The sequence below is a fragment of the Sphingopyxis indica genome (assembly GCF_900188185.1).
GTDB classification, from domain to species: domain Bacteria; phylum Pseudomonadota; class Alphaproteobacteria; order Sphingomonadales; family Sphingomonadaceae; genus Sphingopyxis; species Sphingopyxis indica.
Window position 1 is genome coordinate 1 of record NZ_FZPA01000018.1, and the last position, 25,313, is coordinate 25,313.

The following is a 25,313-nucleotide window of genomic DNA, read 5'->3' on the forward strand; positions in this document are numbered from 1 at the left end:
GGCAATCGAACAGCGCTCCTCAAGCGATAAATGACGGTATCTCGACATGGCACCACCTGCTTGAGGTGTTGCACTTCGTTTGTGAACTCAGGGGGATCCACAGCAGCGCCGAAGTCATGGACCCCGGATCAAGTCCGGGGTGACGATGTGTGAAAACCGGCGTTTCACCCTTCCGGGTTTGCCGCCCTTATTGCAAACCCTTCGCCAAGGCCATAACGCGCCGCCATGGCCGAAAACAAATCCTATTTCTTCTGCGGCATCGGCGGGTCGGGGATGCTGCCGCTCGCGATGATCGTCGCAGCGCGCGGCGCGCACGTCGCGGGTTCGGACCGCAGCCGCGACCAGGGCCGCTCGGCCGACAAGTTCGACTGGATCGCAGGCCGCGGCATCGCGCTCTTTCCGCAGGACGGCAGCGGCCTCGCCGCCGGCCAGACGCTCGTTGCCTCGGCGGCGGTCGAGGACAGCGTCCCCGATGTCGCGGCCGCGAACGCGCTCGGCCTGCCGCGCATGACCCGCGCCGACCTCAACGCCGCGCTGTTCAACGAGGCGGCGCAGGCGATCGGCGTCGGGGGCACCAGCGGCAAGTCGACCGTCACCGGCATGATCGGCTGGATCCTCGAAAGCGCCGGGCGCAGGCCGACGGTGATGAACGGCGCGGTGATGCGCAATTTTGCGAATGCCGACAGGCCCTTTGCGAGCGCGCTGATCGGCGACCGATCGACCTATGTCAGCGAGGTCGACGAAAGCGACGGGTCGATCGCACTCTATCGGCCCGATGTCGCGGTCGTCACCAACATCAGCCTCGACCACAAGAGCCTCGACGAACTGCACGCCCTGTTCGGCGACTTCGCGGCCAAGGCGCGGATCGCAGTGATCAACGCCGACGACCCCGAATCGGCGCCGCTGCTCGCGGGCGGCAATGTGATACGCTTCGGCTTCTCGAATGCGGCGGCGGTGCGCGGCAGCGATTTCGAGCCGATGCCCGACGGCTGCCGCTTCGTGGTTCATTTCGCGGGCGATCGTCACGCGGTCCGGCTGCGGATGCCGGGGCGGCACAACGCCATGAATGCCCTCGCCTCGATCGCCGCGGCGCGCGCGGTCAATGTGCCGGTCGCGCAGTCGGTCGCCGCGCTCGCCGGTTTTACGGGCCTCGCGCGGCGCTACGAAGTGCTCGGCCAGGCGGGCGGGGTGACGGTGATCGACGATTTCGCGCACAACCCCGACAAGGTCGCCGCGACCCTTGCGGCCGTTGCCGAACTGCCCGGCCGCGCGCTGCTCTTCTTTCAGCCGCACGGCTATGGCCCGCTCCGCCAGATGGGCAAGGAACTCGCCGCGAGCTTCGCACGGGGGATGCGCGCGGACGACAGGCTCTATGTCTGCGATCCCGTCTATTTCGGCGGCACCGTCGATCGCAGCATCGGCAGCGAGGCGTTGGTCGCCGATATTGTCGGGAGCGGCGGCGATGCGGTTCACCTGACGACGCGCGCCGCGTGCGGTGCGGCGATGCTGGAGGAGGCGCAGCCCGGCGACCGCATCCTGATCCTTGGCGCGCGCGACGATACGCTGACCGAATTCGGGAGGGATCTGCTCGTCCGCCTTGGCGGTTAGCCGAACGTATCTTCGATGTTGCTGATGCCGGCCTTGCGGGCCCGATAACGTCCGATACCGAAGCCGACGAAGAAGACGACCGTTTCGAGGACCAACTCGAACGCAATCGTGAAGATCATGGCGACACCCACCGGAACCTCTTCCCCGCCCGCAATCATGCCGCCGAGTCCGCCGAAGAGGCACGACAGCAGCAGGATGACCCCAGCGTGCTTCCACGCAAGCCGATCGCTGTTCATCCCCCAGCTAAAAAGACCGAACAGCGCAACAATTTCCAACATCCCGTTCCCCCTGAATCCCGGCGGGAGTGTTGCGCGTCACCCCAGGAGGAGCAAGCCTTTTCGGACGCGACCTTGATTTCTACCCGCGAATCTGTATAGGCGCGATCCATTCGGGGCGAGGCCTTGTGCCTGTCGCCCCGTTTGCTTTGCACCAATAGGCAAAGCCGGACGACAGCCGGAGGGGTTTCGCGATCGGCGCGGAATCAGCGATCGGCCAAATCGAAGGAAGCGCAACCATGCCGTTTTACGAGCATGTCTTTATCGCGCGTCAGGACCTGAGCCAGGCTCAGGTCGATGCGCTGGCGGAAAATGTCGCCACGATCGTCAGCGATCACCAGGGTACCGTTCACAAGACCGAAACCTGGGGCCTCAAGCAGCTCGCCTACAAGATCCAGAAGAACCGCAAGGGCCATTATGCAATGGTCTCGGTCGAGGCGCCGGGCGAAGCCGTCACCGAAATCGAACGCCAGGCGGCGATCAACGAAGACATCATCCGCTGGCTGACCATCCGCGTCGACGAACTCGAAAAGGGTCCGTCGGTGATGATGCGCAAGCAGGAACGCCGTGGCGGCCGTGGCCGCGACCGCGACAGCGAAGACTAAGGAGAAAGCACCATGGCACGACCCTTTTTCCGCCGTCGCAAGACCTGCCCCTTCAGCGCGAAGGACGCACCCGTCATCGACTACAAGGACGTCCGCCTGCTCCAGGGTTACCTGTCGGAGCGCGGCAAGATCGTCCCGTCGCGGATCACCGCGGTGTCCACCAAGAAGCAGCGCGAGCTGGCCCGTGCGATCAAGCGCGCCCGCCACATCGGCCTGCTCCCCTATATCGTGAAGTAAGGAGGGCGGACCGATGGAAGTCATCCTGCTCGAACGTATCGAGAAATTGGGCGGTATCGGCGACGTCGTCACCGTCAAGAACGGCTTTGCCCGCAATTTCCTGTTGCCCAACAACAAGGCGCTGCGCGCGAACGAAGCCAACCGCAAGGTCTTTGAAGCCAATCGCGCGAAGATCGAATCGGACAATGCCGAACGCCGCACCGCCGCCGAAGGCCGGGCCAAGGACTTCGACGGCAAGCAGATCGTCCTGATCCGCCAGGCATCGAACACCGGCCAGCTCTATGGCTCGGTTTCGGTGCGCGACATCGTCGACGCGCTGGCCGAGGATGGCGCCAACGGCGTCACCAAGGCGATGATCGAGCTCGAACGCCCGATCAAGTCGCTCGGCCTGTTCGACGTCAAGGTCAAGCTGCACCCCGAGGTTGCGGTGACCGTCAGCGTCAACGTCGCGCGCTCGCCCGACGAGGCCGAGATGCAGAAGGAAGGCATCGACGTCATCGCCGCGATGTTCGAGGAAGAACAGGCTGCGATGGCCGCCGCGGCGCTCGAGCCCGACAGCGAAGACGAGTTCGAAGAGGGCACGCCTCCGTCGGACGCCGCCGCCGACGAAGCTCCCGCCGAGGACGAAGCGAGCGAGGAAGACGAAGAGGCCTGAGCCGCTTCGCTTTGCTTGCTGAGACAAGAGAGGCCCCGGCGCGATGCTCCGGGGCCTTTTCTCATGCGCGGACACGGGTGGTGGCGGGGCAGAAGGGCGGCTTCGGGGGGAGCGGACATAGACCAACCCCTCCTCTGAAGAGGAGGGGCTTAAGAACGTCCGCTCCCGCCCGATTCTTGCCGCCCGCCCCTACGCGTCCACCATCGCATGATATTCCGCTTCCGCCAGAAAGCGTTCGGCGTCGAGCGCCGCCATGCAACCCATGCCCGCGGCGGTGACCGCCTGGCGATAGATTTTGTCGGTAACGTCGCCCGCGGCGAAGATGCCGGGGATCGCGGTCAGCGAGGTGCCGGGGGTGACCTCGAGATAGCCGTCGGCATCGAGCGGCAGCTTGCCCCTGAACAATTCGGTCGCCGGGCTGTGGCCGATCGCGACGAAGCCGCCGTCGGTCGCCTCATGACTCGCCTCGCCGGTTTCGGTGTCGATCAGGTCGACCCCGACGAGTCCCGCATTGCCCTCGCCCGCGACGAAGCGCGCGACCTTTTTGTTCCACAGGACCTTGATCTTGGGATTGGCGAAGAGGCGGTCCTGCAGGATCTTTTCGGCGCGCAGGCTGTCGCGGCGGTGGATCAGCGTCACATCGTCGCTGTGGTTGGTCAGGTAGAGCGCTTCTTCGACCGCGGTGTTGCCGCCGCCGATCACCACCACCTTCTTGCCGCGATAGAAAAAGCCGTCGCACGTCGCGCACGCCGACACGCCCTTGCCGCCGAGTTCCTGCTCGCCCTCGACGCCGAGCCATTTCGCCTGCGCGCCCGTCGCGATGACCAGCGTCTCGGCCAGATAGACATCGCCGCCGTCGCCGGTCAGCTTGAACGGGCGCTGCGACACGTCGACATCGACGATCGTGTCCCAGATCATCGTCGTGCCGACATGCACCGCCTGCGCGGTCATCTGTTCCATCAGCCACGGCCCCTGGATCACCTCGGCGAATCCGGGGTAATTTTCGACATCGGTGGTGATGGTGAGCTGGCCGCCGGGCTGGAGCCCCTGCACGACGATCGGCTTCATCCCGGCGCGCGCGGCATAGATGGCCGCCGACAGGCCGGCGGGGCCCGAGCCGAGAATGAGCATCCTGGTGTGATGGGTAGTGGGCATGATCGTCCTTCGCTGGCGCCGCTCCGGCGCTGGGAGCGTGAGATGGGTGTTGCCAATCGCGCTAGCAAGGGACAGGCTGCGCGCCAAGGGGGAGCGGCATGATCGAGGATGAAGAGGCACCGGAGGCCCACGCATCGACCACGTCGCGCCAGCGCTGGCGCCTGGTCACCACGCTAGTTGCGGCCGCAGCGGTCGCGCTCGGAATCTATCTGATTGCCGAGGCGGGCACCGGCGCCGCCGTCAGCTACACGCTGCTCATCATATTGCCGGCCATCCTCTCCGCGACCATAGCCTGGGTAGGAAGCGCAACCGGAGGCTGGCGGGCAACCACCTTCTTTCTCGTTCCAGTATGGCTGGCGGTGGGGATCGCGGCGATCGGAGCGCTGTTCCTGCGGGAAGGCGTGATCTGCATCCTGATGCTGCTACCACTGTGGCTGATCTTCGGCCTGATCGGCGTTTGGCCGGTATATCTGCACCGACGCGCTCAACGACATGTGGACAGCAATATCTTTCGGGCCAATGCACTGTTGCTGCTTCCTCTTCTGACGCTGATCGTCGAGCAGCATGTCGATCCCCCGCGCACAACCTATATCGTGGCGCGCGAAATCGTCGTCGATGCGCCCCCCGGCAGGGTCTGGGAGCAACTTCTCGCTATTCCGGCGATCGGACGGACCGAAGGACGCTGGACAGTCAGCCAGAACCTGATCCGCCTGCCGCGCCCGACCAGCGCCCTGCTGTCGGGACGCGGGGTCGGCGCGGTGCGCGATGCGCGCTGGCAAGGGGGTATCCGCTTTGAAGAGATCGTCACGCGCTGGCAAACTGGACGAGAGCTTGCGTGGCGCTTCTCCTTCCCCGACCCCTCAATCTATCGGAGAACCGACCGGCACATCAACCCGCACAGCCGCCAACTTCGCATCGAAGACGGCGGTTATCGCCTTCTGCCGCTTGCTGGAGGACGCACGAAAATACATCTTTGGACACGCTATCGGATCGCGACGCCCGTGAACGCCTATGCCGCAATGTGGGGCGAATTGATTCTTGGGGACATTCAGAACAATGTGCTGGCAATCATAGCCTTCCGCCTGAGGGGAGAATAAGGATGGCCAACTGGTGGGACCGCCATATCGTACCGCGCCTCATCAAGGGCGCCTGCTCGCAGGGACAGATCATGAAGGCGCGCAGCAAGGTCGTGCCCCATGCCACGGGCGAGGTGCTCGAACTCGGCTGCGGCGGCGGGATCAATATGGAATTTTATGACCGGAGCCGCGTCACGGGCTTCACCGGGCTCGACCCCTCGCCCGAATTGCTCGCGATGAGCCGCGCGGCGGCGCAGGCGCATGGGATCGAGGCGCGGATCGAAGGCGGAGTCGGCGAGGCGATGCCCTTCGATGACGCCTGCTTCGACACGGTGGTGACGACCTTCACCCTCTGCTCGGTCGCCGACCAGGCGGCGGTGCTCGCCGAAATCCGCCGCGTGCTGCGGCCGGGGGGCACCGCGATCTTCCTCGAACATGGCCGTGCGCCCGATCCCGGCGTCGCCAGATGGCAGCGGCGCATCGAGCCGCTGTGGAAGCGCATCGGCGGCAATTGCCACCTGACGCGGCCGATCGCCGACGCCTATGCAAAAGCCGGGTTCGCGGTCGACCGGCAGGGCGCACATTATATGCCAAAGACCCCGCGGCCGTTCGGCTGGGTCGAATATGGCACGGCGCGGGTAGCGGGCTGAAGCGCCGCCGAGCACGAGGGTCCGTTTTCGGGCGATAGGCGACGATCGGCATTTCATAACCTTGTCATTCCCGCGAAAGCGGGAATCCAGAGCGGGGTCAGCCGGCGCACGCTCTGGATTCCCGCTTTCGCGGGAATGACAAAGAGAGAGGGACGGCCGCTCCCCACCCCAAAGCCGACTTCGAAAAAAACGCTGTCCTACATTGTCCGGCTGTGCCAGCCTTCGTCTCGGCTCTTTCGAGATGTGGATAAAAGCGGTCACGGCCCGGCTTGCGGATGCGGGGAACCGGCGCGGCATGGTCGCCGAACGCGGCCCATCGGCGGCCGCACAAGGCTGAACTTCACTGAACTTTGAAACGACGGCGCGGACCCAGCCCGCGATAACCAAAGACGGCGATGGCAACTGGCCACCCCAAAGCCGACGCGCCGCCGCTATTCCTTCTCGCCCACCTCGACGAGCCCGTGCCCGACGCTCACCCGCTCGTCGAAGACGAAGCAGCTGCCGTGCCAGCGGCTCTCCGTCTCGGGCACCTGTTCGAGATAGGCGAGAATGCCGCCCTTCAGGTGGACGACGTCGGCGACGCCCTCGCTTTTCAGGAAAGCGGTCGATTTTTCGCAGCGGATGCCGCCGGTGCAGAACATCGCAATGCGCTTGCCCGCAAATTCCGCCGCATGGTCGCGCCACCAGCGCGGAAAATCGCCGAAACTCTTCGTATGCGGGTTCACCGCGCCATCGAAGCTGCCATAGCCGACCTCGAAATCGTTGCGCGTGTCGATGACGACGGTGCCGGGGTCGTCGACCACGGCGTTCCAGTCGGCGGGCGCGACATAGGCGCCGGCCTCGCGCGCCGGGTCGATCCCCGGCACCTTCATCGTCACGATTTCCTTCTTGAGCCGCACCTTCATCCGCTGGAACGGCATCGCCGCGGCGGTCGAATATTTGATGTCGAGGTCGGCGCAGTCCGGTAGCGAACGCACATGGCCGACTACCGCAGCGATGCCGGCCTCGCTCCCCGCGATCGTGCCGTTGACCCCCTCGCGCGCGAGCAGCAGCGTGCCCTTCACCCCATGCGCATTGCAGAGCGCGAGCAGCGGTTCGCGCAGCGCGGCCGGGTCGTCGAACGGCGCGAAACGATAGAGGGCGGCGACGGTGAAGTTCATGGCGGCCGCCTTTAGCCGGGGCTGCCGCACGAAGTCGAGAGGCCGCGCGCCCTAGCGGAACGGATCGCCCCGCCCCGTCGCATATTGCGCCATCGCCATCGTCGTCCATTGCGCGTTGACGCGGATGCAGCTCGGAAAGACGCTGGCGTCGGTGACGAGGACGTTGGTCGTCCCGTGGACGCGGCAGTCGGGATCGACGATGCCATAGGCGGGATTTTCGTTGATCGCGTTGCCGCCGTGCGGGTGGCTGCTCGACAGGGTGACGTCGTCGGCCTCGCGGATCGCGTCGTCGAAAAAGGCGTCGACGTCCATGCCGGGGGTCACCACCTGCCCCTTGGCCAGCGCCGGATAGCATTCGAGCGCGCCGGCGGCGAAATGCACCTTGGTCAGCGTCGCCATCGCGCGGCGCAACACCGGCAGATCCTCATTCTCGTCGAGCCGGAACTTGAGCTTGCCGCCGTCGACATGCCCGCGCCGGTCGGCGGGGAAGAGAATGCCCGCCGAATGCACGCGGCCGTATCGCTTCATCCGCGCCTGGTGCTCGTCGAACCAGCCGGGCATCAGCGACGCCATCGACATCGGCGGCTGGAAGTGGCTTTCGAGCAGGAAATCGCCGCAATCGACATAGCTCGACATCTGGTCCTCGTCCCACGCGTCGCCGCCGACGTTGTCGGGCATCAGCGCGACGACCGGCGAGGCGACGTTCAAGGAGACGCGCTTGCCCGTGCCGTCGATATCGCTGCGGTCGAGCAGCTTCGACGAGGCGATCGTCCCCGCCGCGACGACCACCCCGACGCGCGCGCGCACCAGCGTCTTCGACCCGTCGGGCAGCACCAGCTTCACCGCCTCGGCCTCGCGCCGCCCGTCGATCGCATGCTGCCACAATATCTTGTCGGCCTTTGTCCCCGCGATGATCCGCGCGCCATGGTCGCGGCACGCATCGGGCAGATAGGTCTGCGCCATCCCCAGCCGCCGGCCATAGGCGCAGCCCGAGTTGCAATAGCCGCAATAGCCGCAGGCGGTGGACGTGTTCGGCGGCCCGAAATTCTTCGCGAACCAGTCGGCGACCGCGCGCCGGTCCTTCGGATCGGACGAGGTCGCGGCATAGGCCGCCCAGCCGTTCAGCAGATGCGGTCCATTGTGCCGCCCGCTCCGCGGCTCGATCTTCGCAATGCCGAGCCGCGCCTGCACCGCATCATAGGCGGCGTGAAAGGCGGCAGCGTCGACCGGCGCGCCCATTGCGGACCATTTGGCCAGCACGTCGGGCGCGTCGGGATGGGTGCGCCCCGCCTCGTTGACGCGCAGGCAGATGCCGTTGTTGATCGTCGACGAGCCCCCGACGCAGCGCCCCTGAAACACCACGAAATCGCGGTTGGTCGACGTCTGCAGCGCACCATGCTTGTAAAGCTGCGCGATCATGTCGAGTTCGTGGTGGGTGATGCGCGGCGAGGGATAGAAAGGCCCCGCCTCGACGATCAGCACCTTGTAACCCTGTGCCGCGACATTATGCGCCGCGATCGCCCCGCCCGCGCCCGAACCGACGACGATCACGTCATATTCCTGCTCGAGCCCGGCGGCGTCGATGACATGAGCGGGGTCGATCTCGCGGCCCGTCACCGGCGGGATCGGGGTCGCGATGTCGCTTGCGCCGCGGTGGCGGAATTTGGGCAGGGTGAAGCCGATCTGCGCATGGACCGGGTTGGCGGCATTCTCGTCCTCGCCGCCCGGCTGCCAATGGCCATAATAGCAGGCATAGATGATCCCGCGCAGCCGCCCCATGTCCTGAAACAGATCGAAGCTCGTATTCTGCATCCGGTCACGGATGCGCTCGACGCGCGTTTCGACGCTGACGAGGGCGAACAGCGGGCCGAGCGCGACCTCGGTCAAGGTCAGCGACAGGCGGATCTCGTCGAGCTTCGTCCCGCCGACCTTCGCGAACAGATCGGTGACGTTGGCGACGACCTGATCGGCCGAAATCGCCATCTCCGCGCCATGAAACAGCGCCTCGGTCAGCGCCTTCAGAAATTTGAGTTGCCCGAAATTGAACGGTGCCATCGCTCTGCCCCCTATGCCAAGCGACCCGGTTTTCTTTCGACTCTTCCGGATTTGCGGCGCCGATGGCAAGCGCAATCTGACGGCAGCGGCGCCCGGCGGCGGCGGCGGCCACCGCGGCGCTCGATCCCCGACAGTCCTAGGCCGCGCCCTCGACGGCAAGAAACGGCTCCACGACACGCATGGCGCGCTCGATATAGGCCGCCTTCTCGCCGACCGGCGCGACATAGTGCAGCGCCTCTTCGGCCGCCTGCGGCCCGGCGAGCCGGGCGATGATCCAGGCCGCAAGATATTGCGAGGCGAGGCAGCCGCCCGCGGTCGCCACATTGCCATGCGCGACGAACGGCGCGTCGAGCACCTCGACCCCCGCTTCGATCACCCACGGCCTGGTCGTGAGGTCGGTGCAGGCGGGCAGGTCGCCGATCAGCCCGAGCCTGGCGAGCAGGAGCGTCCCGGAACATTGCGCCCCCACCAGCTGACGCGCCGGATCGAGCCCGATGCGGCCGAGCATCGCCGCGTCGGCCGCGATCTCGCGCGTCTTTACGCCGCTGCCGACGATCACCGCGTCGGCTTCGGATGCGAATTCGAGCGGCTGTTGCCGGTCGATCGTCACCCCGTTCATCGAAGTGATCTGTGGCGCAGGAGCCGCGATATGCGCCGCCCATCCCCGCCCGCGCAGCCGGTTCAGGATGGCCGCGGCAACGAAGCTGTCGAGTTCGTTGAAACCGTCGAACGTCAAAACCGCAATCTGCATGGAAGAATCTCCGAATGGTGAAGAGATAAAACTTTACGGGTGCATCCTGAATTTGGAAGGGGGCTTCGGACACCGCTGCCCGCCGTCAATCGCTTTCCGTTTACGTAAAGTGATTGCGCACGCCGCGCCGACAGGTTACGCCTTTGCCCATGTTTTTCGGCTTTCTCGACGAGCTTCGCGCCGCGGGCATTCCCGCCAGCCTGAAAGAGCATCTGATGCTGCTCGAGGCGCTCGACCGCGAGGTGATCGACCGCAGCCCCGAGCAATTCTATTATCTCTCGCGTGCCATCTATGTGAAGGACGAGGGCCTGCTCGACCGCTTCGACCAAGTGTTCAACAAGGTCTTCAAGGGGTTGCTCACCGACTATGGCCAGAACCCCGTCGACATCCCGGAGGAATGGCTGAAGGCCGTCGCCGAAAAATATCTGACGCCCGAGGAGATGGAGGCGATCAAGTCGCTCGGCGACTGGGACGAGATCATGGAGACGCTGAAGAAGCGGCTCGAGGAACAGCAGAAGCGCCACCAGGGCGGCAACAAATGGATCGGCACCGGCGGCACTTCGCCCTTCGGCAATTCGGGCTACAACCCCGAAGGCGTGCGGATCGGAGGCGAGAGCAAGCACAAGCGCGCGCTGAAGGTGTGGGAAAAGCGCGAGTTCCAGAATCTCGACAACACCAAGGAACTCGGCACGCGCAACATCAAGATCGCGCTCCGCCGCCTGCGCAAATTCGCGCGCGAGGGCGCCGCCGACGAGCTGGACATCGCGGGGACGATCGACGGCACCGCGCGGCAGGGCTGGCTCGACATCAGGATGCGTCCCGAACGGCGCAACGCGGTGAAGCTGCTCCTCTTCCTCGACGTCGGCGGGTCGATGGACCCCTTCATCAAGCTGTGCGAGGAACTGTTCAGCGCCGCGACGAGCGAGTTCAAGAACCTGGAGTTCTTCTATTTCCACAACTGCCCCTATGAGGGCGTGTGGAAGGATAATAAGCGCCGCTGGTCGGAACGCACGCCGATGTGGGACATCCTCCACAAATATGGCCATGATTACAAACTGGTGTTCGTCGGCGACGCGTCGATGAGCGCCTATGAAATCACCCATCCGGGCGGCAGCGTCGAACATTTCAACGAGGAAGCCGGGGCGGTGTGGTTGCAGCGGATGACCAATGTCTATCCCGCCGCGGTGTGGCTCAACCCGGTTCCGCAAGCGCATTGGGGCTACACCCAGTCGGTGAAGCTGATCAAGCAGCTGATGAACGAGCGGATGTATCCGCTGACCCTCGCCGGCCTCGACGACGCGATGCGCGAACTGACACGAAAGCATTGACGTAGCGTGGGCCTATTCAGGGACAGGCTGCGCGGCTGGTTCGGACGGTATGAGATAGAAGACCCGCGGCCGATCGCCGCCGAGGCGCCCTATACTTTCTATCTTCCCTCAGAGAATGAGCTGTTGGCAGTATCGCCCGGCGACCTCGTCAAACTGATTTTCCGGTCGATTCCCGATAGCAGCGAATGGGGCGCAGAACGCATGTGGGTCATCGTGACGGCGGCAGAGGGAGCGTGGTTGACCGGTACGCTCGACAATCATCCACTTGACATGCCCCAGCTCAAAGCCGGTGATCGCGTGACATTTGCCCGCGGACATATCATCGACATCGACTGGAGCGAGGATCGCGCCATCCCTCCGCCGACCGCCCCTGCCCGCCGCGAATATTGGGATCGCTGCTTTGTCGATGACCAGATTCTCGATGGTCGGCTCAAGGTGGAATATCTGTATCGCGAGGAACCCGACCCGCCACGCGACGGAGACAAATACCCCGACAGCGGCTGGCGCTTTCGATGCGACACACGCGGCCTGACCAAAGAGGAATATGAAAATCCCAGTTTCAGCTATATCGCCATCGGCAAGGTGCTGAACGCGGATGATAGCTGGTTGCCCCTGATCGACGCGCCCGTGGGCAGCGCATATCTGCGCGATTGGGAAACCGGCGCTTTTCAGCCAATGTCCATGCACCGAGACGATCGGGATGACTGAGAAAATTGGGCGCCATTCGCGTTTCTACGCCGTGCGTGTCCAATTGGAAGCGATGGCGGTCGCGCCAGGACCGCGCGGCTGGTTCCTCGAATTCCTCGTCTTCGGCTTCAAGCAGGGCTGGGCGTGCCTGTTCGGCGGCCTGATGCTCGCACTTCTTCTCGGCACGCATTTCTTCTGGCCCGAAGGCGCGCCGCTTCACCGCTATGACGCGATCACCATCGGCGCGGTGCTGATTCAGCTCGGTATGCTCATGTTCCGGCTCGAAACGCCGAAGGAAGCGCTCGTCATCCTGATCTTTCACATCGTCGGCACGGTGATGGAGTTGTTCAAGACCGCCGCCGGGTCGTGGCAATATCCCGAGGCGAGCCTGCTCCATATCGGCGCGGTGCCGCTCTTCTCGGGCTTTATGTATGCCGCGGTGGGCAGCTATATCGCGCGCGTCTGGCGCATCTTCGATTTCCGCTACACCCATTATCCGCCGATGTGGACGAGCTATGTGCTGGCCGCCGCCATCTATATCAATTTCTTTGCGCACCATTGGCTACCCGACATCCGCTGGCTGCTCTTCGCCGCGACGGCGCTGCTCTTCTGGCGCTGTCAGATATGGTTCCGCCCGCTGCACCTCCACCGCCGGATGCCGCTGCTCGTCGGCTGGGGTCTCGTCGCGCTCTTCATCTGGTTCGCCGAAAATATCGGCACCTTCGCGCGCGCATGGACCTATCCGAGCCAGAACCACGGCTGGCACATGGTCGGCGTCGAAAAGCTCGGCAGCTGGTATCTGCTGATGATCATCTCCTTCGTGCTGGTTAGCCTGGTGCAGCGGCCGAAGGGACTCGACGCCTGACGATCAGCCGATCGGCTCGTCGATCGACGTCGGCGGCTCGCTGAACCATTTCGGCCCTGCCCCGGTCATATGGAAGCAATCCTCCAGCCTTATGCCGAACTCGCCGGGGATATAGATGCCGGGTTCGTTCGAGAAGCACATGCCCGGCGCCAGCGCCGTGGTTTCGCCGCGCACCAGATTGACCGGCTCGTGCCCATCGAGGCCGATGCCATGGCCAGTGCGGTGCGAGGTGCCGGGCAGCTTGTAGCCGGGGCCATAGCCGAGGCCTTCATAATAGGCGCGCACCGCATCGTCGACCGCGCCCGCGGGGGTGCCGAGCTGCGCCGCGGCGAAGGCGACCCGCTGCCCTTCGCGCATCTGATCCCACACCTGACGCTGGCGCGCGCTCGCCGTGCCATGGACCCAGCTGCGCGAAATGTCGGACTGATAGCCGTGGACGTTGCAGCCGCAGTCCATCAGCACCACCTCGCCCGGCCGCACCATCTGCGGCTTGCCGCTGCCGTGCGGATAGGCGCTCGCCTCGCCGAGCAGCACCAGCGCGAATTCGGGTTCGCCGCCGAGCGCCCGGGTCGCGCCGTTCATGATCGCGCCGATGTCGGCGGGGGTCATCCCCGCCTCCACCCGCGGCGCGGTGTAGCGATAGGCGGCCATGGTGATGTCGGTCGCGAGGCTCATCAGCGCGATCTCCGCCGCCGATTTGATCATCCGGCACCCGCGCACGACCGGCGCGCCGTTGACGACGGTGACATCGGGCATCGCCTTTTTAAGCCCGTCGACCGCGAAATAGCGCACCGTTTCCTCGACGCCGATCCTGCCCTTGCTGAGCTCGCGCTTGCCGAGCCAGGCGGCGACAACGGCGAGCGGATTCTCGTCCTCGTTCCACGTCAGCACCTCGGCTTCGACGCCGAGGCTCTCGCGCACCGACGGCTCCTCGAAAAAGGGCGTGACGATCGCCACCTCGCCCTCGCGCGTCAGCACCGCGGCGGTCAGCCGCTCGCTGCGCCACCAGTGGACGCCGGTGAAATAGATGAGGCTCGCGCCCGGCTCGATCAGCAGCGCATCCATGTCGTTCGCGCGCAAAAGCTGCGTGGCCTTTGCGAGCCGCACCTTATGCTCGTCGGCGCCGATCGGCTGCGCGTCCTTCGCGAGGTTGGGCAGCCCCGAATAATCCGTATCGGCCCACGCCGCCGCAGGCAGGCTCGCCGCCATCCCACCGATCGCCGCCGCGCCCAGAAACTGCCGTCGGTGCATCATTTTCTCCCGTCAGTCCCCGCGATAGAGCAGCAAATCCGCGATTTCGTCGCGCCACTCGGCCTCGTCCGCCAGCGCGAGCGCGTCGAGGTCGCCGGGTTCGGCGCCGGCGTCGTCGACCCACTCGCGCAGAGCCGTGCCGCCGTTGATCACGTCGATCGCCAGCACATCGTCGGTATATTCATATTTGAAATCCTTGCCGCGCCAGATCGGATAGTCGCCATAGAGCGCGCGGATCGCCTTGAAGCCGAGCGCCTGCACGCGCCACGGGCGGAAGGCTTCATGGTCGTACCACGGCCCTTCGGCGTGGATGTGGATGCCGCTGTTGAGCTGCTTCATATGCTTGTGAAAGGTCGGCTCGAACCAGATGTCGCGCAGCTTGCAGCCCGCGAGCCATTGGGGAGCGAGCCGCCGCATTTCGGCGATCAGCGCCCGCGCGTCGATGTCGGGCGCGCCGAACAGTTCGAGCGGGCGCGTCGTCCCCCTGCCCTCGCTCAGGGTCGCGCCCTCGACCATCACCGTCCCGGCGTAGGCGCGCGCCATGTTGACGTTCGCGGCATTGGGGCTGGGGTTGATCCAGACGCGATCCGCGGGCCAGCCGAAGCCCGGCGCCGCATCGGGTCGCCACCCCTCCATCTCGATCACGCGATAATCGACATCGAGCCCGAAGTGGCGGATAAACCAATGCCCCATTTCGCCGAGCGTCAGCCCGTGACGCATCACCATCGGTCCCGCGCCGACGAAGCTTTCCCAGCCTTCGCGCAGCCGTGTGCCCTCGACGGGGCGGCCGGCGGGGTTCGGCCGGTCGAGCACCCACACCGCCTTGCCATGCTCCGCGGCCGCTTCGAGGACATAGAGCAGCGTCGTCACATAGGTGTAGATGCGGCAGCCGAGATCCTGAAGATCGACGAGCAGCACGTCGAATATGTGCATCGACTGGCCCGTCGGGCGGCGCACTTCGCCATAGAGGCTAAAACAGGGGACGCCATACACCGGATCGGTGAAATCGGGCGACTCCATCATATTGTCCTGAAGGTCGCCGCGCACGCCGTGCTGCGGCCCGAACACCGCGGTGACGTTCACCCCCGCGGCAACGAGCGCGTCGAGGCTGTGCGTCAGACCGGCGGTCACCGATGCGGGGTGCGCGAGCAGCGCGACGCGCTTGCCTTCGAGCGGTTTGCGCAGGCCGGGTTCGGAAAGCAGGCGGTCGATGCCGAATTGGACTGTCATGCCGCGGGGGGTGCCCCAAGCGTGAGCGCAAAGCAATCGCGATGATGAAAGTCGGGCTTCCCCGGCGGATGGCGGAGCGCCCAATAGCTTCTGGTTCCGCCGATTTCCTCGATCACCGCGGCGAGCGCCAGCTTGCTGCCCCGGTCGGGCAGGATGCCGGGCTCGATGCGCAGGATATAGAGGCCCTCGCCGCGTTCGCTCGTCATCTCCCACGGCGCCAGCTCGTCGGTCCGGGCGAGCGAGCGATAATCGTCGAACTGATAACAGGCCCAGCGCCCGTCGGGAGCATAGTTGAACTCGGTATAGTCGGCTTCGCCCTCTTCGGTCAGAAAGGCCTCGAAACAGGTGGTCTGCCACAGCCCGTCGGTCGGCGCGTCGGCGATGACGAGCGCGCCGTCGCCCGGCGGCAGCACGACGCGCGCGACATCGCCCTCGACCCCGAAGCGCAGCGCGAACCCGTCGCCGAGCGAAAAGGACACCTCGACCCACACGGCCTGCACCGCGTCGGCGGGGGTGTCGGGGTGGCAGATCAACTCTTTCCGCACGCTATCCAAATCGCAAACCCCATGCTAAGCGCCCCCCCCGCTTTCAAAGAGGCCGCCATGACCAGCTATAAATCCGACCTGCTGCGCCTGCTCGACGAGCGAGGCTATATCCACCAGATGACCGACGCGGAAGGGCTCGATGCACTCGCCGCGTCGCAGGTCGTGCCCGCATATATCGGTTTCGACGCCACCGCGCCGAGCCTGCATGTCGGCAGCCTGGTGCAGATCATGATGCTGCGCCGCCTGCAACAGACGGGGCACAAGCCGATCGTGCTGATGGGCGGCGGGACGACGCGGATCGGTGACCCGACCGGGCGCGACGAGAGCCGCAAGATGCTCGACGATGCGACGATCGAAGCGAATATCGCGTCGATCCGCACCATCTTCGAGCCCTTCCTGATCTTCGGCGACGGCCCGACCGACGCGGTGATGGTCAACAACCACGACTGGCTCGGCCAGCTCGGCTATATCGAGCTGCTGCAAGAGGTGGGCACCCACTTCACGATCAACCGGATGCTGACCTTCGATTCGGTCCGCCTGCGGCTCGAGCGCGAGCAGCCGATGACCTTCCTCGAGTTCAATTACATGATCCTCCAGGGCTATGATTTCCGCCATCTGTCGAAGGACATGGGGGTGCGGTTGCAGATGGGCGGCTCCGACCAGTGGGGCAATATCGTCAATGGCATCGAACTCGGCCGCCGCATGGACGGAACCGAGCTTTATGGCCTCACGACGCCGCTGCTCACGACCGCAGCGGGTGCCAAAATGGGAAAAACGGCGGCCGGAGCGGTCTGGCTCAACGCCGACCAGCTGTCCCATTTCGACTATTGGCAATATTGGCGGAACAGCGACGACCGCGATGTCGGCAGATTCCTGAAGCTCTTCACCGACCTGCCGCTCGCCGAGATTGCGCGCCTCGAAGCGCTCGAGGGCGCCGAGATCAACGAGGCGAAAAAGATCCTCGCGAACGAGGCGACCGCGATGTGCCGCGGTGCCGAGGCGGCGCGCGCCGCGGCCGAGACCGCGACGCAAACCTTTGAAAAGGGCCATATCGGCGGCGACTTGCCGCAGGTCGCGGCACCCGCCGACGGGCTGCGCATCCTCGATGCGCTGCGCGAGCTCGGCTTTGCCGCGTCGAACAAGGAGGCGCGGCGCAAGCTCGAAGAGGGCGCGGTGAAGGTGGCGGGCGAGGTCGTCCGCGACCCGCACCACCTGATTGCGCCCGCCGCCGATCCCGTTCCGGTCAGCCTCGGCGCGAAGAAGCACGGCCTGGTCACCCGCTGAAAGATGAAGTGATATTTACCGATTTTTGAGGAATCGGGTTGATCCTTCCCGCCAGACCAGCAAGGTTAGGATTATGCGCAAGATCGACACCAACAAGGCCCATTATGTCGGCCTGGATCAGCGGCTTTCGCCGCGTAGCGACGTTTATTGCCGCCTGCCCTTCGTGATGCCCGACGGGCGCCAGGAAATGTGTACCTGCGTCAATATCAGCGCCGACGGCCTGCTGATGCGCTTCGAGCGCGGGCTCGAACCCGGCGACCTTGTCGTCTTCCGGATGCCGATCGTCGGCCGTGTCGCCGCCAAGGTGATCTGGTCGCTCGGCGGCAAGACCGGCGTGCAGTTCGAAAAGATGATCTCGGTTGAGGATTATCTGCCGACGATCCGCGCGATGGGCGCGCGTGGGGACGTGAATTAAGCCTGAAGAATCCCCCCTCCTTGAAGGGGAGGGGCTTGAATGCCTAACCACTCCGCAGCAGCGGCACCGCCGCGTCGCGTTCGAAGAGATAGAGGCAAAGGCGCACCGCCTCGCCGCGCGCGCCCTCCATACCGCCGTCGCGTTCGACGAACAGCCGCGCATCGTCGTGCGCGACCGGGAGCAGCCGCACGAGCTGTTCGGGGCTCGCGAGCCGGTAATCGGCGTCGCCCGACTGTTTGAGCCCGAGAAGCTCGCCGCCGCCGCGCAGCTCCAGATCCTTTTCGGCGATCACGAACCCGTCGTTCGTCTCGCGCATCAGCGCCAGCCGCTCGCGCGCGGTTTCCGAAAGATTTTGCGAGCGCAGCAGCAGGCATACCGATTTCGCGGTGCCGCGCCCGACGCGCCCGCGCAGCTGGTGGAGCTGCGCGAGGCCGAAACGGTCGGCATGTTCGACGATCATCAGGCTCGCCGCCGGGACATCGACTCCGACCTCGATCACCGTCGTCGCAACGAGCACCCCGATCTCGCCCGCCTCGAAGCGCGCCATCACCGCATCCTTGTCGGGGCCTTTCATCCGGCCGTGGACGAGCCCGACGCGCGCATCGCCGAGCCGCGCGCGCAGCAGCGCCGCGCGCTCCTCCGCCGCGGCGAGTTCGCTCGCCTCGCTTTCGGCGACGAGCGGGCACACCCAATAGGCCTGCGCGCCGCTCGCGAGATGGCGTTCGAGCGCCTCGACGACCTCGCCCAGCCGCTCGACCGACACCACACGCGTGTCGACCGGGGTGCGCCCCGGCGGCATTTCGTCGATTTGCGACACGTCCATCTCGCCATGGTTGGCGAGTTGCAAAGTGCGCGGGATCGGCGTGGCAGTCATCACCAGCAGGTGCGGCGGGCGCGCCGCCTTGCTCGTCAGCATCAGCCGCTGCGCGACACCGAAGCGATGCTGTTCGTCGACGACGACGAGCGCGAGATCGCGGTAATTCACGGCCTCCTGAAAGATCGCATGGGTGCCGACAAGGATGTCGATGCTGCCGTCCGCCAGCCCCATCAGCGTCGATTCGCGCACGCGCCCCTTATCGCGGCCGGTGAGGATCGCGAGATTGACCGGCAGCCCCGCGAGCATCGACTGCAGCGTCGCATGATGCTGGCGCGCGAGGATTTCGGTGGGAGCCAGCAGCGCCGCCTGCGTCCCCGCCTCGACCGCGCTCAGCATCGCGCGCAGCGCCACCAGCGTCTTGCCCGACCCGACATCGCCCTGCAGCATCCGCAGCATCGGCGTGTCCTGCGCCATGTCGCCGGCGATCTCGCGCCCGACGCGCTCCTGCGCCCCCGTCAGCCCGAACGGCAGCTTGAGCGCGCCGGTCAACCGCCCATCGCCGCGCACCGCGCGCCCCTTGCGCGTGCGCAGTCCCTGCCGGATCAGCATCAGCGCGACCTGGCTGGCGAAAATCTCGTCATAGGCGAGGCGGTCGCGCGCCGCCTCGTCGCGCGGGCTCGCGTGGGCGCGCGCGACCGCCTCGCGCCAGGCGGGCCAGCCGCGGCTCGCGAGCAGGGGCGCGTCGATCCATTCGGCGAGTTCGGGCCGCCGCTCGAGCGCCACCGCGGCAAGCTGCGACAGGCGCGCATTGGTCAGCCCTTCGGTCAGCGGATAGACGGGCTCGTGAACCGCGATCGCATCGGCATCGTCCGGTTCGGCGACATGGTCGGGATGGACGATCTGGCGCATGTCGCCATAAAGGTCGAGCCGCCCCGACACGCGGCGCATCTCGCCAAGCGGGAACAGCTTGCGCGCGAGGCCCGACGTCCGCCCGAAATAGACGAGCCGCACATGATCGCCCGCGCGGTCGAACGCCTCGACGCCAAAGGGCGCACGCGGCGATCGGCCGGGGCGATAATCCTGCGCGGTCACGTCGACGATGATCGTCTGCCCCGGCTGCGCATCGTCGAGGCGGTCGACCGGCACGCGCGAGATCAGCCCAGTCGGCAGGTGGAACAGTATGTCGATCACCCGCTCGAGCCCGAGCCGCGCGAGCGGCTTGGCGAGCTGCGGCCCGACGCCCTTGAGGTCGGTGAGCGCGGCAAAGAGCGGGTTGAGGATTTCGGGTCGCATGGCTAGGGCATGTCTAGCCTCGCCTTTCCGTTCGTGTCGAGCGAAGTCGAGACACCTCGAAGGCACGCGCCGGGCCGATGGGCATCTCGACTTCGCTCGATGCAAACGGGTTGGGAAATGACCGTGGGCAAATCTCAGAACCGCTCTAAAAGGCCCGCCATGCAAGACCGCCTGAAACGCCTGAAATTCCGCGCCTGGCACCGCGGCACGCGCGAGGCCGATTATATGATCGGCGGCTTTTTCGACCGCTATTCGCCCGGCTGGAGCGACGAGGAAATCGCGTGGTTCGAGGCGGTGTGCGACGAGGATGACGTCGACATCATGGGCTGGGCGCTCGGCACCGGCGCGCCGCCGTCGCATCTCGACCGTCCCGACCTGATCGCCGCGATGCGCCGGCTCGATTATATACCACTCCCGTGACTCGCCCTGCCGCCGACATTTTCGCCGCCATCGGGCAGGCATCGGCGCCGCTGACGCTCGCGCGCGCGGCGGACGGCTTTCTGCCGCTGCTGCTCGCCGACCTCGCGCGCGCAAGCGACAAGAGAATGCTCTACGTCGCGACCGACGACGCCGCGATGCAGGCGGTGGCCGACGCCGCGCCCTTCTTTGCCCCCGACCTGATCGTCCACCGCTTCCCGGCTTGGGATTGCCTGCCCTACGACCGCGCGGGCCCCTCGATGCGCGTCAGCGCCGACCGGCTGGCGACGCTGTCGGCGTTGCAGGCGACGCCCAAGCGCGGCGAATTGATCCTGACCACCGTTGCCGCGATCACCCAGCGCACGCTCACCCCCTTTCGCGTCCGCCAGCTCGCGACGACGCTGGCCGCCGGCCAGCGCATCGACCGCGACGCGCTCGCCGAACTGCTCGTCGCAAATGGCTTCAACCGCGTCGATACCGTCGCCGACCAGGGCGAATTCGCCGTGCGCGGCAGCCTCGTCGACCTCTTCCCCGCCGGCGAGGAGGCGGGGCTGCGGGTCGATTTCTTCGGCGACGAGATCGAAAGCATCCGTCGCTTCGACCCCGCCGACCAGCGCAGCCTTGGCCCCGCCAAGGCGCTGCAATTGCTCCCCGCTGCCGAAACCCTCCTCGACGAGGCGACGATCAAGCGCTTCCGCACGCGCTATCGCGAATTGTTCGGCGCGCAGGCGACGGGCGATCCGCTCTATCAGGCGGTGAGCGAAGGGCGGCGGCAGGCGGGCATGGACCATTGGCTGCCGCTGTTCGAGGAACGGCTCGCGACGCTGCTCGACCATATCGACGCCGCGACCCCGGTGCTGCGCGGTCACCGCACCGACGCGACTGCCGAGACGCGCTTCGAGGCGATCCGCGACTATCACGCCAACCGCGTCGCCGCCGAGCAGGAGCAGGCAGGCAGCTATCGCCCGCTGGCACCGGAGGCACTCTATCTGACCGCAGCCGAATGGAGCGACGCCGAGGCGGCGCGCCCCGTCCATGTCGTCACGCCGTTCGACGTGCCCGAAGCGGCGAGCGTGCTCGACCTCGAAAGTTTCGCGGCGCGCGATTTCACTCCGGAACGCACCGCCGACCTCAATGTCTACGACAAGGTCGCCGACCATCTGGCCGACGAGCGCCGCAAGGGGCGCCGCACGATCATCGCCAGCTATTCGGGCGGTGCGCGCGACCGGTTGGCCGGGCTGCTGAAGGAGCATGGGGTCACGGGGCTGGTGCAGGCCGAGACGTGGCAGGAAGCTCTCGGCCTGGCTTCCCCCCTCCCGCTTGCGGGAGGGGTCGGGGGAGGGCCTGTTGCGGAGCGCGCCAGCGAGACAAGCCCTCCCCTGACCCCTCCCGCAAGCGGGAGGGGGACAGGCAACGTCGCGCTCATCGTCCTCCCGCTCGATCATGGCTTCGCGTCCGACGCGATCAGCCTGCTCACCGAGCAGGACATCCTCGGCGAACGCCTCGTCCGCCGCCAGAAACGCCGCAAGAGCGCCGACGCCTTTCTCGCCGAACTCGCGACGCTCAGCGTCGGCGATCTCGTCGTCCACCTCGACCATGGCATCGGCCGCTACGAAGGACTGACCTCGATCCCGGTGGGCAGCAGCCCGCACGATTGCGTCGCGCTGACCTATGCGGGCGGCGACAAGCTCTATGTCCCCGTCGAAAATCTAGACGTCCTCTCGCGCTACGGCGGCGAGAGCGAGGGCGTCGCGCTCGACAAGCTGGGCGGCGAGGCGTGGCAGCGGCGCAAGGCGCGGATGAAGGAGCGCATCCGCGAAATTGCGGGCGAACTGCTCGCCACCGCGGCGCAGCGCGCGCTCCGTCCCGGCGAGGTGATGGCCGCCGACGCCGCCTATCCCGCCTTCGCCGACCGCTTCCCCTATCAGGAAACCGACGACCAGGACCGCGCGATCGGCGACGTGCTTGCCGACATGGCCTCGGGGCGCCCGATGGACCGCCTCGTCTGCGGCGATGTCGGCTTCGGCAAGACCGAGGTGGCGCTGCGCGCCGCCTTCGTCGCGGCGATGGCGGGGATGCAGGTCGCGGTCGTCTGCCCGACCACCCTGCTCGCGCGCCAGCATTTCACCAATTTCGCCGAGCGCTTCAAAGGCTTTCCGATCAACATCGGCCGCCTGTCGCGCCTCGTCCCCGCCGCCGAAGCGGCAAAGACGCGCGACGGCCTTGCGAGCGGGCAGATCGACATCGTCGTCGGCACCCATGCGGTGTTCGCAAAGGCGGTCGAGTTCCAGCGCCTCGGCCTGGTCATCGTCGACGAGGAGCAGCGCTTCGGTGTCGTCCACAAGGAACGGCTCAAGCAGCTGAAGGCCGACGTTCATGTGCTGACGCTGACCGCGACGCCGATCCCGCGCACGCTTCAGATGGCGATGTCGGGGCTGCGCGAGCTTTCGGTGATCCAGACGCCCCCCGTCGATCGGCTCGCGGTGCGCACCTATGTCGCGCCGTGGGACCCGGTGGTGATCCGCGAGGCGCTGCTGCGCGAGCACGACCGCGGCGGACAGAGCTTCTTTGTCACTCCGCGCATCAAGGATCTGCCCGACATCGAGGAATTTCTGCGCACCCGCGTGCCCGAGGTCAAATATGTCGTCGCGCACGGCCAGATGGGCGCGGGCGAGGTCGAGGAGCGGATGAGCGCCTTTTACGACCGCAAATATGACGTGCTCGTTTCGACGACGATCGTCGAATCGGGGCTCGATATTCCAAGCGCCAATACGCTGGTCGTCCACCGCGCCGACCGCTTCGGGCTCGCCCAGCTCTATCAGCTGCGCGGCCGCGTCGGGCGGTCGAAGACGCGCGCCTATGCCTATCTGACCACCCCCGAGGGCGGCGGCATCACCGATACGGCCGAAAAGCGGCTGAAGCTGCTCGGCGATCTCGACACATTGGGCGCGGGGTTCCAGCTCGCGAGCCACGACCTCGACATCCGCGGCGCGGGCAATCTGGTCGGCGACGAGCAATCGGGGCATATTCGCGAGGTCGGGTTCGAACTCTATCAGTCGATGCTCGAGGAGGCGATCCTCGTCGCCAAGGCCGAGGGTGCCGGCGTCGCGCCGCCGCGCGAGGCGCTGTCGCCCATCATCACCGTCGATGCGCCGATCCTGATCCCCGAGGACTATGTCCCCGACCTGCCGCTGCGCATGGCGCTCTATCGCCGTCTCAACGAGGCCGAGGATCGCGCGGCGCTCGACGCCTTCGCCGCCGAGATGATCGACCGCTTCGGCCCGCTGCCACCCGAGACCGCGAACCTGATCCAGCTGATGGAGATCAAGGCGAATGCGAAGGCTGCCGGAATCGCCAAGCTCGATGTCGGCGCCAAGGGCGCGCTGGTGTCGTTCCATGGCGATGCGTTCGCCAACGTCCCCGGCCTGATCGCCTATGTCGAACGGCTGAAGGGCCGCGCGCGTATCCGCCCCGACAACCGGCTGTCGGTGAGCGGCGAGTGGGCGAGCGCGGCCGCGCGGCTCAACGGCGCGCTGCAATTGTCGAAGGGTTTGGGCAAGCTCGCGAAGCAGGCGGCGTAGCCGAAGATCGTCATTGCGAGCGAAGCGAAGCAATCCAGAGTGGTGCAAGGCTGCCCTGGATTGCTTCGCTTCGCTCGCAATGACGAGGCTATGGATGCAACGGGGATGCCCGGCCCTTCAGGGGACGGGCTTATCTATTCCATCAATCCCGGCAATTCCTCGCCCGGCACCGGCCCCGATTTCAAAAACCCCTGCCACGTCGCGACGCCGAGGTCCTTCAATCGCGCAAGCTGGCTTTCCTGTTCGATGCCCTCCGCGACGACGAGCAAGCCCAGCGCGCGCGCCAGATCGACGATCGCGCGCACGACGATGCGGTCGCGGTCGCTGCCGTCGATCGTGCGGGTGAAGCCGCTGTCGATCTTCAGATAGTCGATCGGCAGCCGCGCGAGCAGCGACAGGCTCGAATAGCCGGTGCCGAAATCGTCGATCGCGATCGCGCAGCCGAGCGCGCGGATCTGCGCGAGTTGCTGCGCTGCGCTCGCCGGATCGCTGAGCATCGCCTGTTCGGTGAGTTCGAGGGTCAGCCGGTCGGGGTCGACCTTCGCCGCCTTGACCATCGCCGCGAGCCGGTCGGCGAAGTCGGGATCGCCGAGATCGGCGGCGGTGATGTTGAGCGAGACGCGCAGCTTCGCGAGCGCCCTGGGCCACGCCGCAACTTCGGCGAGCGCGACGCGGTGGGCATGTTCGGTCAGCTCGCGCTCCATCCGCGCCGCGCGCGCCGCAGTCACGAGCGGCCCCGCCCCGAGCAGCCCCAGCTCGGGATGGCGCCAGCGCAGCAGCGCCTCGACCCCGACCATCGCGCCGGTCGCGACGTCATATTGCGGCTGATAGAAGATCGCGACCTCGCCGCGCGACAGCGCCGCCTTGACCATCGCGCCGTCGCGCGCCGAGGCGGGGCGCGCGAGCTGGTCGGTCGCGGTGCGCAGCTGGTCGCCCACCGGCTCGTCGCGCGTGATCAGCGCGGTCGCGATCCGGATGGCGAGCCGCCCGTTGGGATCGCCGACCATCGGCTCGGCGAGCGCGACGTGCAGCGCGCGTTCCTGCGCCTGGAGCGCGGCGAGCGACTGCGGCGCCGCCGGCGCGATCAGGAATCGCGGCCCTTCGAGCCGGTCGACGCTCGACCCGGGGCCGAATTCGTTGCGCGCAAAGGTGGCGAGCCGGCGCCCGACCTCTTCGAGCAGCGCGTCGCCGGTTTCGGTGCCCGCGCTGTGGTTGATCCGCGCGAGCTGGTCGATCTGCACCAGGATCACCCCGATGTCGGCGTCGTGGCGCGCGTGCAGCGCGTCGAGGTGGCGGATTCCCGCCGCATTGGGGTCGGCACTATGATTCATTGCCGCGCCCATAACAGGCTTTGCTTGCCAATCCCTTCCCTT

At 66.3% G+C, this 25,313-nt stretch carries 23 protein-coding genes; 13 read left to right on the plus strand and 10 right to left on the minus strand.

The window, feature by feature from the left end:
* The first annotated feature begins 225 nt into the window (after nucleotides 1-225).
* Complete coding sequence (locus CHB69_RS17515) at nucleotides 226-1,608, plus strand: Mur ligase family protein (RefSeq protein ID WP_089217213.1); 1,383 nt, start codon at nucleotides 226-228, stop codon at nucleotides 1,606-1,608.
* Here the strand turns inward: CHB69_RS17515 and CHB69_RS17520 are convergent.
* On the minus strand, nucleotides 1,605-1,886 hold the full coding sequence (locus CHB69_RS17520) for a hypothetical protein (RefSeq protein ID WP_141134047.1): 282 nt from the start codon (nucleotides 1,884-1,886) through the stop codon (nucleotides 1,605-1,607). The two genes, CHB69_RS17515 and CHB69_RS17520, sit on opposite strands and share 4 nt — an antisense overlap.
* 236 nt (nucleotides 1,887-2,122) lie before the next feature.
* On the opposite strand from CHB69_RS17520, the gene rpsF reads away from it, so the two are divergent.
* The 3 genes from rpsF to rplI are packed head-to-tail and all read left to right on the plus strand — an operon-like array spanning nucleotide 2,123 to nucleotide 3,380.
* The gene (rpsF, locus tag CHB69_RS17525; protein WP_089217215.1) at nucleotides 2,123-2,488 is read left to right on the plus strand and encodes a 30S ribosomal protein S6; all 366 of its coding nucleotides are present in this window, start codon (nucleotides 2,123-2,125) and stop codon (nucleotides 2,486-2,488) included.
* Between the two features lie 12 nt (nucleotides 2,489-2,500).
* Nucleotides 2,501-2,725: a 30S ribosomal protein S18 gene (gene rpsR, locus CHB69_RS17530; RefSeq protein ID WP_089217216.1), complete on the plus strand. Its 225-nt coding sequence runs from the start codon at nucleotides 2,501-2,503 to the stop codon at nucleotides 2,723-2,725.
* Nucleotides 2,726-2,738: 13 nt separating this feature from the next.
* Nucleotides 2,739-3,380 (plus strand): 50S ribosomal protein L9, encoded by a 642-nt coding sequence (gene rplI / locus CHB69_RS17535; RefSeq protein ID WP_089217217.1) that lies wholly within the window; start codon nucleotides 2,739-2,741, stop codon nucleotides 3,378-3,380.
* Nucleotides 3,381-3,569: 189 nt separating this feature from the next.
* Here rplI and trxB read toward each other — a convergent pair whose 3' ends face one another.
* Nucleotides 3,570-4,535, minus strand: coding sequence for a thioredoxin-disulfide reductase (gene trxB, locus CHB69_RS17540; RefSeq protein ID WP_089217218.1), 966 nt, complete (start codon nucleotides 4,533-4,535; stop codon nucleotides 3,570-3,572).
* 98 nt (nucleotides 4,536-4,633) lie between these two features.
* Between trxB and CHB69_RS17545 the strand changes: the two genes are divergently transcribed.
* The gene (locus CHB69_RS17545; RefSeq protein WP_089217219.1) at nucleotides 4,634-5,632 is read left to right on the plus strand and encodes a hypothetical protein; all 999 of its coding nucleotides are present in this window, start codon (nucleotides 4,634-4,636) and stop codon (nucleotides 5,630-5,632) included.
* Nucleotides 5,633-5,634: 2 nt separating this feature from the next.
* Nucleotides 5,635-6,261, plus strand: coding sequence for a class I SAM-dependent methyltransferase (locus CHB69_RS17550; protein WP_089217220.1), 627 nt, complete (start codon nucleotides 5,635-5,637; stop codon nucleotides 6,259-6,261).
* A gap of 431 nt (nucleotides 6,262-6,692) precedes the next feature.
* On the opposite strand, the gene trhO is transcribed toward CHB69_RS17550, so the two are convergent.
* From trhO to CHB69_RS17565, 3 genes are all read right to left on the minus strand, one after another.
* Nucleotides 6,693-7,421 carry an oxygen-dependent tRNA uridine(34) hydroxylase TrhO gene (trhO, locus tag CHB69_RS17555; RefSeq protein WP_089217221.1) on the minus strand — a complete coding sequence of 243 codons (729 nt, stop codon included), beginning with the start codon at nucleotides 7,419-7,421 and terminating at the stop codon, nucleotides 6,693-6,695.
* Between the two features lie 51 nt (nucleotides 7,422-7,472).
* A complete protein-coding gene (locus CHB69_RS17560; protein ID WP_089217222.1) occupies nucleotides 7,473-9,476 on the minus strand; it encodes a GMC family oxidoreductase N-terminal domain-containing protein in 2,004 nt (667 codons plus the stop codon).
* A gap of 136 nt (nucleotides 9,477-9,612) precedes the next feature.
* Complete coding sequence (locus tag CHB69_RS17565) at nucleotides 9,613-10,227, minus strand: DJ-1/PfpI family protein (protein ID WP_089217223.1); 615 nt, start codon at nucleotides 10,225-10,227, stop codon at nucleotides 9,613-9,615.
* Between the two features lie 149 nt (nucleotides 10,228-10,376).
* On the opposite strand from CHB69_RS17565, the gene CHB69_RS17570 reads away from it, so the two are divergent.
* Genes CHB69_RS17570 through CHB69_RS17580 form a run of 3 tightly spaced genes read left to right on the plus strand, consistent with a single transcriptional unit; the run spans nucleotide 10,377 to nucleotide 13,107 of the window.
* The gene (locus tag CHB69_RS17570) at nucleotides 10,377-11,555 is read left to right on the plus strand and encodes a vWA domain-containing protein (RefSeq protein WP_089217224.1); all 1,179 of its coding nucleotides are present in this window, start codon (nucleotides 10,377-10,379) and stop codon (nucleotides 11,553-11,555) included.
* Nucleotides 11,556-11,561: 6 nt separating this feature from the next.
* Nucleotides 11,562-12,263, plus strand: coding sequence for an immunity protein Imm33 domain-containing protein (locus CHB69_RS17575; protein WP_089217225.1), 702 nt, complete (start codon nucleotides 11,562-11,564; stop codon nucleotides 12,261-12,263).
* Entirely contained in the window at nucleotides 12,256-13,107 is an 852-nt protein-coding gene (locus CHB69_RS17580) for a DUF817 domain-containing protein (protein WP_089217226.1), read from the plus strand. The genes CHB69_RS17575 and CHB69_RS17580 overlap by 8 nt, the downstream gene beginning before the upstream one ends.
* Nucleotides 13,108-13,110: 3 nt before the next feature.
* On the opposite strand, the gene CHB69_RS17585 is transcribed toward CHB69_RS17580, so the two are convergent.
* From CHB69_RS17585 to CHB69_RS17595, 3 genes are read right to left on the minus strand one after another with little or no spacing between them, the layout of a single operon-like run.
* Complete coding sequence (locus CHB69_RS17585) at nucleotides 13,111-14,358, minus strand: M24 family metallopeptidase (RefSeq protein ID WP_089217271.1); 1,248 nt, start codon at nucleotides 14,356-14,358, stop codon at nucleotides 13,111-13,113.
* A 12-nt stretch (nucleotides 14,359-14,370) separates the two neighbouring features.
* Nucleotides 14,371-15,588, minus strand: coding sequence for an exo-beta-N-acetylmuramidase NamZ family protein (locus CHB69_RS17590; RefSeq protein ID WP_089217227.1), 1,218 nt, complete (start codon nucleotides 15,586-15,588; stop codon nucleotides 14,371-14,373).
* Entirely contained in the window at nucleotides 15,585-16,133 is a 549-nt protein-coding gene (locus tag CHB69_RS17595) for a DOMON-like domain-containing protein (RefSeq protein WP_245836927.1), read from the minus strand. Before CHB69_RS17595 ends, CHB69_RS17590 begins: the two co-directional genes overlap by 4 nt.
* Nucleotides 16,134-16,190: 57 nt before the next feature.
* Between CHB69_RS17595 and tyrS the strand changes: the two genes are divergently transcribed.
* Both tyrS and CHB69_RS17605 read left to right on the plus strand, forming a co-directional pair.
* Complete coding sequence (gene tyrS / locus CHB69_RS17600) at nucleotides 16,191-17,417, plus strand: tyrosine--tRNA ligase (RefSeq protein ID WP_089217229.1); 1,227 nt, start codon at nucleotides 16,191-16,193, stop codon at nucleotides 17,415-17,417.
* 73 nt (nucleotides 17,418-17,490) lie between these two features.
* A complete protein-coding gene (locus CHB69_RS17605) occupies nucleotides 17,491-17,832 on the plus strand; it encodes a PilZ domain-containing protein (protein WP_089217230.1) in 342 nt (113 codons plus the stop codon).
* Between the two features lie 43 nt (nucleotides 17,833-17,875).
* Here the strand turns inward: CHB69_RS17605 and recG are convergent, their stop codons facing one another.
* On the minus strand, nucleotides 17,876-19,942 hold the full coding sequence (gene recG / locus CHB69_RS17610) for an ATP-dependent DNA helicase RecG (protein ID WP_089217231.1): 2,067 nt from the start codon (nucleotides 19,940-19,942) through the stop codon (nucleotides 17,876-17,878).
* A gap of 159 nt (nucleotides 19,943-20,101) precedes the next feature.
* On the opposite strand from recG, the gene CHB69_RS17615 reads away from it, so the two are divergent.
* Together CHB69_RS17615 and mfd are read left to right on the plus strand one after the other, a co-directional pair.
* Complete coding sequence (locus tag CHB69_RS17615; protein ID WP_089217232.1) at nucleotides 20,102-20,362, plus strand: FAD assembly factor SdhE; 261 nt, start codon at nucleotides 20,102-20,104, stop codon at nucleotides 20,360-20,362.
* On the plus strand, nucleotides 20,359-23,940 hold the full coding sequence (gene mfd, locus CHB69_RS17620; protein ID WP_089217233.1) for a transcription-repair coupling factor: 3,582 nt from the start codon (nucleotides 20,359-20,361) through the stop codon (nucleotides 23,938-23,940). The genes CHB69_RS17615 and mfd overlap by 4 nt, the downstream gene beginning before the upstream one ends.
* 134 nt (nucleotides 23,941-24,074) lie before the next feature.
* Here mfd and CHB69_RS17625 read toward each other — a convergent pair whose 3' ends face one another.
* Entirely contained in the window at nucleotides 24,075-25,271 is a 1,197-nt protein-coding gene (locus tag CHB69_RS17625; RefSeq protein ID WP_089217272.1) for a GGDEF domain-containing phosphodiesterase, read from the minus strand.
* Between the last annotated feature and the right edge of the window lie 42 nt (nucleotides 25,272-25,313).